Annotated in this window: 8 protein-coding genes and 1 pseudogene; 2 read left to right on the forward strand and 7 right to left on the reverse strand. The window is 70.2% G+C overall.

All coding sequences use genetic code 11. The features are described from left to right. Together J7E97_RS12760 and J7E97_RS35750 are read left to right on the forward strand one after the other, a co-directional pair. Positions 1-1,119, forward strand: a complete 1,119-nt coding sequence (locus J7E97_RS12760) for an acyl-CoA desaturase (protein WP_215026032.1) — start codon at positions 1-3, stop codon at positions 1,117-1,119. 58 nt (positions 1,120-1,177) lie between these two features. Next, positions 1,178-1,270, forward strand: a pseudogene (locus tag J7E97_RS35750) (DUF6207 family protein); the annotation flags it as partial. Here J7E97_RS35750 and J7E97_RS12765 read toward each other — a convergent pair. The 7 genes from J7E97_RS12765 to J7E97_RS12795 form a co-directional block, all read right to left on the reverse strand. Further along, positions 1,258-1,428 carry a TIGR02679 domain-containing protein gene (locus tag J7E97_RS12765; RefSeq protein ID WP_215026035.1) on the reverse strand — a complete coding sequence of 57 codons (171 nt, stop codon included), beginning with the start codon at positions 1,426-1,428 and terminating at the stop codon, positions 1,258-1,260. The pseudogene J7E97_RS35750 and the gene J7E97_RS12765 overlap by 13 nt on opposite strands. Positions 1,429-1,877: 449 nt before the next feature. Continuing rightward, complete coding sequence (menC, locus tag J7E97_RS12770) at positions 1,878-2,990, reverse strand: o-succinylbenzoate synthase (RefSeq protein WP_215026038.1); 1,113 nt, start codon at positions 2,988-2,990, stop codon at positions 1,878-1,880. Beyond that, positions 2,987-3,766, reverse strand: a complete 780-nt coding sequence (locus J7E97_RS12775) for a GNAT family N-acetyltransferase (RefSeq protein WP_215026041.1) — start codon at positions 3,764-3,766, stop codon at positions 2,987-2,989. The genes menC and J7E97_RS12775 overlap by 4 nt, the downstream gene beginning before the upstream one ends. Then, on the reverse strand, positions 3,763-4,845 hold the full coding sequence (locus J7E97_RS12780; RefSeq protein ID WP_215026059.1) for a M20 family metallopeptidase: 1,083 nt from the start codon (positions 4,843-4,845) through the stop codon (positions 3,763-3,765). The genes J7E97_RS12775 and J7E97_RS12780 overlap by 4 nt, the downstream gene beginning before the upstream one ends. Positions 4,846-5,073: 228 nt before the next feature. Continuing rightward, entirely contained in the window at positions 5,074-6,096 is a 1,023-nt protein-coding gene (locus J7E97_RS12785) for a dipeptidase (RefSeq protein ID WP_215026044.1), read from the reverse strand. Positions 6,097-6,174: 78 nt separating this feature from the next. After that, positions 6,175-6,867 carry an ABC transporter ATP-binding protein gene (locus tag J7E97_RS12790; RefSeq protein WP_215026047.1) on the reverse strand — a complete coding sequence of 231 codons (693 nt, stop codon included), beginning with the start codon at positions 6,865-6,867 and terminating at the stop codon, positions 6,175-6,177. Beyond that, the coding region (locus J7E97_RS12795) for an oligopeptide/dipeptide ABC transporter ATP-binding protein (protein ID WP_374224145.1) at positions 6,864-7,084 on the reverse strand (221 nt) is incomplete at its 5' end. The genes J7E97_RS12795 and J7E97_RS12790, both read right to left, overlap by 4 nt.

A 7,084-nucleotide genomic window follows, 5' to 3' on the forward strand; every position in this document is an offset into this window, starting at 1 on the left:
TTGACCGCCATCGACCCCACCGCCCACCTGACAGCGGAGCAGATCGAGGAGCTCGGCCGCGAGCTGGACGCGATCCGCGACGAGGTGATCGCCAGCCGGGGCGAGAAAGACGCCGCCTACATCCGCAAGGTCATCTCGGCGCAGCGCAAGCTCGAGCTGGTCAGCAGGGGCGTGCTGCTGTTCTCGTTCTTCCCGCCCGCGTGGCTGATCGGCACTGCCGGTCTGTCCGTGGCGAAGATCATGGACAACATGGAGATCGGCCACAACATCCTGCACGGCCAGTGGGACTGGATGCGGGATCCGAAGATCCACTCCACCACCTGGGACTGGGACCACGTCTCGCCGGCCGAGCAGTGGAAGCACTCGCACAACGAGCTGCACCACACGTACACCAACGTGATCGGCAAGGACAACGACCTCGGCTACGGCATCATGCGCGTCGACGAGGACCAGAAGTGGCACCCGTTCCACCTCGGCCAGCCGCTGTGGAACTTCCTCAACGCCTGCTTCTTCGAGTACGGCATCGCAGCGTACGACCTGGAACTCGGCAAGAACCTGCACAAGCGCCGCCGCAAGAACCCGGAGTTCCGCGCGCAGGCCCGGGCCGTGGGCCGCAAGATCCGCAAACAGGTGCTCAAGGACTACGTGATCCACCCGCTCCTTTCGGGCCCGTCGTTCCTCACCACGCTCGCCGCCACGTTCACCGCGAACCTGGTCCGCAACATCTGGTCCCACTCGGTGATCATGTGCGGGCACTTCCCCGAGGGCGTGCAGGTCTTCGAGCGCCGGTCGATCAGAGGCGAGACGCGCGGCCAGTGGTACCTGCGCCAGATGATGGGCTCGGCGAACATCAGCGGCAGCAAGGCCATGCACTTCATGACCGGCAACCTGTCGCACCAGATCGAGCACCACCTGTTCCCGGACCTCCCGAGCAACCGGTACGCCGAGGTCGCGGTGAAGGTGCGCGCCTTGTTCGAGAAGTACGAGCTGGAGTACGTCACCGGGCCGCTGCCCAAGCAGGTGTACTCCGCGTGGCACAAGGTCTTCCGGCTCTCGCTGCCGAACAAGAAGTCCAAGGTCACGACGCCGGACCGCGAGCAGGAGCTCGTCGCGGCCTGACTCCCGGTACTGGTTCGGACCCTTCGGCCGTACCGGCGGCACCGCCGGTTTCTGTGAGATCCGTTGCGGACGGTGGGCGACCGCGACGGCAGACCGTACGACGCGGGATCCGGGGCAGCCCGGTGTCCGGCTGCGCTACTACCTGGACGTGCGCCGGGAGCTCAGCTCACAGCCCCCGGCAATCGCGCCCGGGTGGCCGGCGTCGAGGGCGTGGGCCGAGCCGAGGACCCGGGCGGCGAAGGCGGGCAGCGGGACGGCCGGATCGGCGGGAAGTACACACAGAGCCGAGGATGACCCGGCGGGGAGCATACGCGCGGCCCGCGTTCGCTCAATGCGGGAGGCGGGGCTGGTGGCCGGGACCCGGCGTTGCAATGGCCTCAACCGCAGAGGAAGGGCATCGCCCTGCGAGGGGTGCTCGCTCTCATGAGTGGTCCGGCCTGTGGTCGACGAGGCGAATGAGCGGCGCCCGCCCGCGTCCCACTGGGGATGGTGATCCGGTCGAGTCGAGGGAGCGGGCGGGCTGCGTGACGGCTTGGATGCTCGGTGGTGGAAACCCTCCTGCCGTCACGCGGGGCGGTGGTTCCACTGTGGCGGAGGAGCGGTCGTTTTCCTTCGTGTCCGGATCTCAATCCGGCGGGGCGGATCCGTCCCGGGGGACCAGGTCCTCCGTGCGGGAGGTGTGCCGTACCAGTAGCGAGGCTCCCTGGGCGCGGTGGCCCAGGAAGCCTTCAGGATGCCCGACTGCCCTGCACAGAGAGTTAGAACGCGATCCATTCGGTGGACGTGGTGACCTCGTTCAGGACGTCGGGCAGCGGCTCGATGCCGAGGCCCGCGCCCGTCGGGACGTCGAGGTGGCCGTCGGAGAGGACGAACGGCGGGGTGATGTCCGTGGCGAAGTAGCGGTTCGAGCCCGAGGTGTCGCCCGGGAGGGTGAAGCCCGGGAGGGCCGCGAGGGCGACGTTCGCGGCGCGGCCGATGCCGGTCTCCAGCATGCCGCCGCACCAGACCGGGACACCGTGGGCGCGGGCGATGTCGTGGATGCGGCGGGCTTCGAGGTAGCCGCCGACGCGGGCCGGCTTGATGTTGATGACGGAGCAGGCGCCGAGGGAGATGGCCGCCGCGGCGTCGGCGGCGGACTCGATGGACTCGTCCAGGCAGATCGGGGTGCGCAGCAGCTTCGCGAGCTGGGCGTGCTGGACCATGTCGTCGTTGGCCAGGGGCTGTTCGATCAGCAGGAGGCCGAAGTCGTCGAGCTTGGCGAGCTGCTGGGCGTCGACCAGGGTGTACGCGGCATTGGCGTCGACCTGGAGGAGGAGGTCGTCACCGAAGCGTTCGCGGACGGCGCGGACGGGGTCGACGTCCCAGCCGGGCTCGATCTTCAGCTTGATCCGGACGTAGCCCTCGGCCACGTAGCCTTCCACCGCGTCCAGGAGCTCGGGTACCGAGTCCATGATCCCCACGGAGACGCCGCAGGGGACGCGGTCCCCGGCCGCGCCCAGGTAGGAGCCGAAGGACTCTCCGCAGGCGCGGAGCTGGGCATCGAGAACGGCCGTCTCCAGGACGGACTTCGCCATGTGGTGGCCGGTGAAGGGTTCCAGTACGCGGCCGACGGTGGCCGCGTCCACGCCGTCCTTCGGCAGGGCCGGGATGAGGAAGCGGCGCAGTACGTCCTGGGCTCCGTCGACGTACTCGGAGCAGTAGCGGGGCTCGGACATGGCCGCGCATTCCGCCCAGCCTTCTGTTCCGTCGGAGGTGACGACGCGGACCAGCAGGACGTCACGGCTCGTCTCGACGCCGAAGGAGGTGCGGAACGGTGCGACGAGCGGCATCGCGATGCGGCGCAGTTCGACGCCGGAGATCTTCGTCTTCATGTGCGGGTGGCTCCTGAGGTGCGGGTGCGGTGGATGACGTAGCTGCGACGGTCGTGGAAGCCGGCCACGCGGGCTCCCTCGGCGAGCAGGCCGCCCAGGGTGTGCCGGACGGCCAGCCGCCATTCCCGGGCCGCGCCCGGGTCCGTACGGCGCAGGGACTCGATGTCGTCGGGGAGGTCGATGAGGACGGTGTCGGCGTCGGTCGGGCCGACCACGGGGCGGCCGTCGTGGTTTCGGACGCCGTGGACGGCACCGGCGGGCAGCTCGAAGCCGTACGGGCCGGCGGGTGCGGTCAGGTCCCAGGCGGTCAGGACGCGGTCGGACTCGTCGCCGCCGTTGATGGCGTCGTCCATGGCGCCGTAGAAGGACTGCAGGTACTCCTCGGGGCGGGCGCCCAGCTTGACGAGATTGAAGTAGGCGTTGCGGCGGATCAGCGGATCGTAGGTCCACGTGATGCGCTTGAGCCCGCGGGCGAGCGCCCATTGGCGCTGGTGCAGTTTGAGGGCGAGGCCGATGCCGCGTCCCATGGAGGCGCCGGTGATGTGGGAGTGCAGGGTGGTGCCCATGGGTTCGCCGAAGAAGGCGACGGACGCACCGGTCAGGCGGCCGTCCTCGTACGCGCCGGCCACGTAGTTGCCGGCGTGGGCCAGGGCGCGCATCACCTCGGCGGAGACGGGGCCGCCCCCGGCGTCCGTCCCCCAGATCTCGGCGTAGAGCCGGCTGACGTCGTCGAACTCCTCCATGGCGTGGAGTTCGCGGATTTCGGACCCACTCATTGCATCGCTCCGACGAGGTGGGAAAGGAGCCGGGCACGGTCCGGCATCGTGGCGGTGACGACGTGTTCGTGGTCGGCGTGGGCCCCGTCGCCGACAGCGCCGAGGCCGTCGAGGGTGGGGCAGCCGGCCCCGGCGGTGTAGTTGCCGTCGGAGGCGCCGCCGACGGCCGCCCGCCGCAAGGGGTCGAGGCCGAGTCGCGCGGCGATGTCGCCGGCCAGGGCGAAGAGGTTCTCAGAGGCGCCGGGGTCCAGGGGCGGGCGGTTGGGGCCGCCGGCGATCCGCAGGCGCGCGCCGGGGTCGTGCGCTCGCAGGGTCCTGATCAGCTGGTCGACCGCTTCCTGCGCCGCGGGGCTGGGGACTCGTACATCCACGCTGAGGTCGGCACGGGCGGGGACGGTGTTGGTCGCGGTGCCGGCCGACATCAGGGTGGGGGTGACCGTGGTGCCGGGCCCGGTCCGCGCGGTGACGGTGTCGGCGATCCGGCTCAGGGCCAGGATCTGGTGGGCGAGTTCCGTCGCGACGTTGATGCCCTTCTCGGGCTCCAGACCGGAATGGGCGGCGCGGCCGTGGACGGTGATGTCGTAGAGGGAAACGCCCTTGCGGCTGGTCTTGAGCGCTCCCCCGGGGGCGGCGGGCTCCAGGACGAGCGTGGCCGCGCACTGACGCGCCAGGTCCTCGATGAGCGGGCGGGAGGCGTCCGATCCGACTTCTTCGTCGCCCGTAACCAGTACGCACACCCCGTCCAGGGAGGGCAAGGAGGCCAGGGCGTGGAACATCTGGACCAGTCCGGCCTTCATGTCGAAGACACCGGGGCCGCGGGCGATGCCCTGCTCCACCGACCAGGGGTGGGTCTTGAGGGATCCGATCGGCCAAACGGTGTCGTGGTGCCCCAGGAGCAGGACCCGCGGGGTGCCGAAGGTCCACTGGACATGGGTGACGCCGTCGATCACCAGCGTCTGCGGCCGGGCGCCGAGCAACCGGCTGCCCTGCTCCGCGACCACCCGCGCGCTGCGGGCCACCGCGGCGTGGTCGGCGGAGTACGACTCACAGGTCACGAGTTCTTCGAGGTCGGCGAGCATGACATCGAGGTCGGCCGCATGGTCCGCTCGCGGGGGAAGGGGTTCTTGGGCAACCGGCACGGTGGTCCTCCAGGTTGGGATGACCGCCACGCTAGGCACGCCGGACACGGCCCGGTTGGTGCCGCGGTCACAACCTGAGCGCCCGGTTCGTACCGGGCACCCAAGGTCCACGGAGCTGCCAGTGCCCGGCGGGTGGTACGACCGGCCGGGCACTGGCAATTTCGAGTGTCAGCCCATGTGCTTGCTCATGAGCTGTCGCATGTTCCCGCCGAGGATCTTCAGAATGTCCTCCTCGGACAGGCCCCTGCGGACGAGCGCCCCGGTCACCAGGGGCATGCCCGCCGGGCCCTCGAGGCCGGGGAAGTCGAACATCGGATCCTCGTCGTCGAGGTTCTCGCAGCAAGGTGGTGTGACGTCCGTCATCACCTCGCGTACGAAGTCCGAGCCGAGGCCGATGTGGTCGATCCCGGCGACGGAGACGATGTGTTCGATGTGGTCGACGATCCGGTCGGCACTCACCTTCGCCTGGTTGTCGGTGAGGAAGTCCGGGACGAAGTTCACGCAGACCACGCCGCCGGTGGCGGCCACGCCGCGGATCTGTTCGTCGGTGAGGTTGCGGTGGTGGTCCCGCAGGGCGCGGGCGCACGAATGGGTGGCGATCAAGGGGCGGGTGGCCAGTTCCAGGACGTGCGCGACGCCGCTCGCCCCCAGATGGGAGACGTCGAAGAGCATCCCGAGGCGTTCCATCTCCCGCAGCGCCTCGACGCCGGGCACGGTCAGCCGGCTGCCGGTGGCATCCTCGCGGCTGCCGTCCGCGAGCGGGGTGCGCCCCCAGTGGGCGATCGAGGAGATCCGCACGCCGAGCCGGAACAGGGTGGCGAAGAGCTCGACGGAGGCGTCGACACCGGGTGCGCTCTCCAGGGCGAGGACCAGCGCGATCTTGCTCTCGGCGAGGGCGGCGTCGATGTCGGTGCCGTTCAAGCAGAGGGCGACGTCGTCGGCGTTGGCCTCTGCGAGGACATGGGCGCATTCGATCATGCGGAGGGTCTGCCGGAGGGCGCCCTCGGGTCGGTACTGGTCGTCGATGAACACGGGCAGGACCTGGATGTCGATGCCGCCCTCGCGCAGTTGCGGCAGCCAGCGTTCGCGGAAGAAGGAGCCCCAGCGCTTCGGGGGACGTGCGGCGACGGCCATGAGGAGATCGTTGTGCGCGTCGGCGACGACGGCACGGCGGTGGAGATCGTGGGTCACGACGAGCCCTTCGGGTCGGATGGAGGACGTGTCCTGCGGCCCGTACGAGGCGGCGGGCCGTCGGGCGCGAAGGTGGGTTCAGGCACGGGCCAGGCGCGGGACCGCGTCAAGCAGGGTGCGGGTGTACTCGTGCCGGGGCGCGCCGATCACGTCCTCGACGGGGCCGGACTCCACGAGCCGGCCGTGGTGCATGACGGCGACGGCGTCGCAGACGTACCGCACGACGGCGAGGTTGTGCGAGATGAACAGCATGGTCAGGCCGAGTTCGCTGCGCAGGTCGCGGATGAGGTTGAGTACGGCTCCCTGGACGGAGACGTCGAGGGCGGAGGTGATCTCGTCCGCGATGAGCAGCTCCGGTTCGGCCGCCAGTGCGCGGGCGATGGCGACGCGCTGGCGTTGGCCGCCGGACAGTTCGCGGGGGTACTTGCTCGCGTACGTGGCCGGGAGGGAGACCAGTTCCAGGAGCCGCCCGACCTCCGCAGGCCGCTGGGCGCGCGGCACGCGTGCGCCCTCGGCGATGGCGTCGCCGATGCTCATGCGCGGGTTGAGCGAGGAGTACGGGTCCTGGAACACCATCTGGACGCGGCCTCGTGTGACCCCGGAGATCGTGCCTCGGTACGGCGTCAGACCGGCCGCCGCGCGGGCGAGGGTGGACTTTCCGGAACCGGACTCTCCGACGAGACCGGTGACGGAACCCTCCGGCACCTCCAGACTGACGGCGTCGACCGCTGTGAAGGATCCGAAGCGGACGGTGAGTTCGCTGATGTTCACAGGACCTCCCAGCAGGCTACGGAGTGTTCTTCCGTACGGGCGAGCAGCTTCGGGCGGATCGCGCAGCGGCCGGTGGCGAAGGCGCACCGGTCGGCGAAGGCACAGCCGTCGCCGACGTCGCCGGGGGCGGGCTGGCGGCCGGGGATGGTGGTGAGGGGGCCCGACCGGTCGGTGTCCATGTCGGGGAGCGAGCCGACCAGCGCGCGGGTGTAGGGGT

Origin of the sequence: Streptomyces sp. ISL-66 (assembly GCF_018614135.1) — a bacterium.
Classification (GTDB): domain Bacteria; phylum Actinomycetota; class Actinomycetes; order Streptomycetales; family Streptomycetaceae; genus Streptomyces.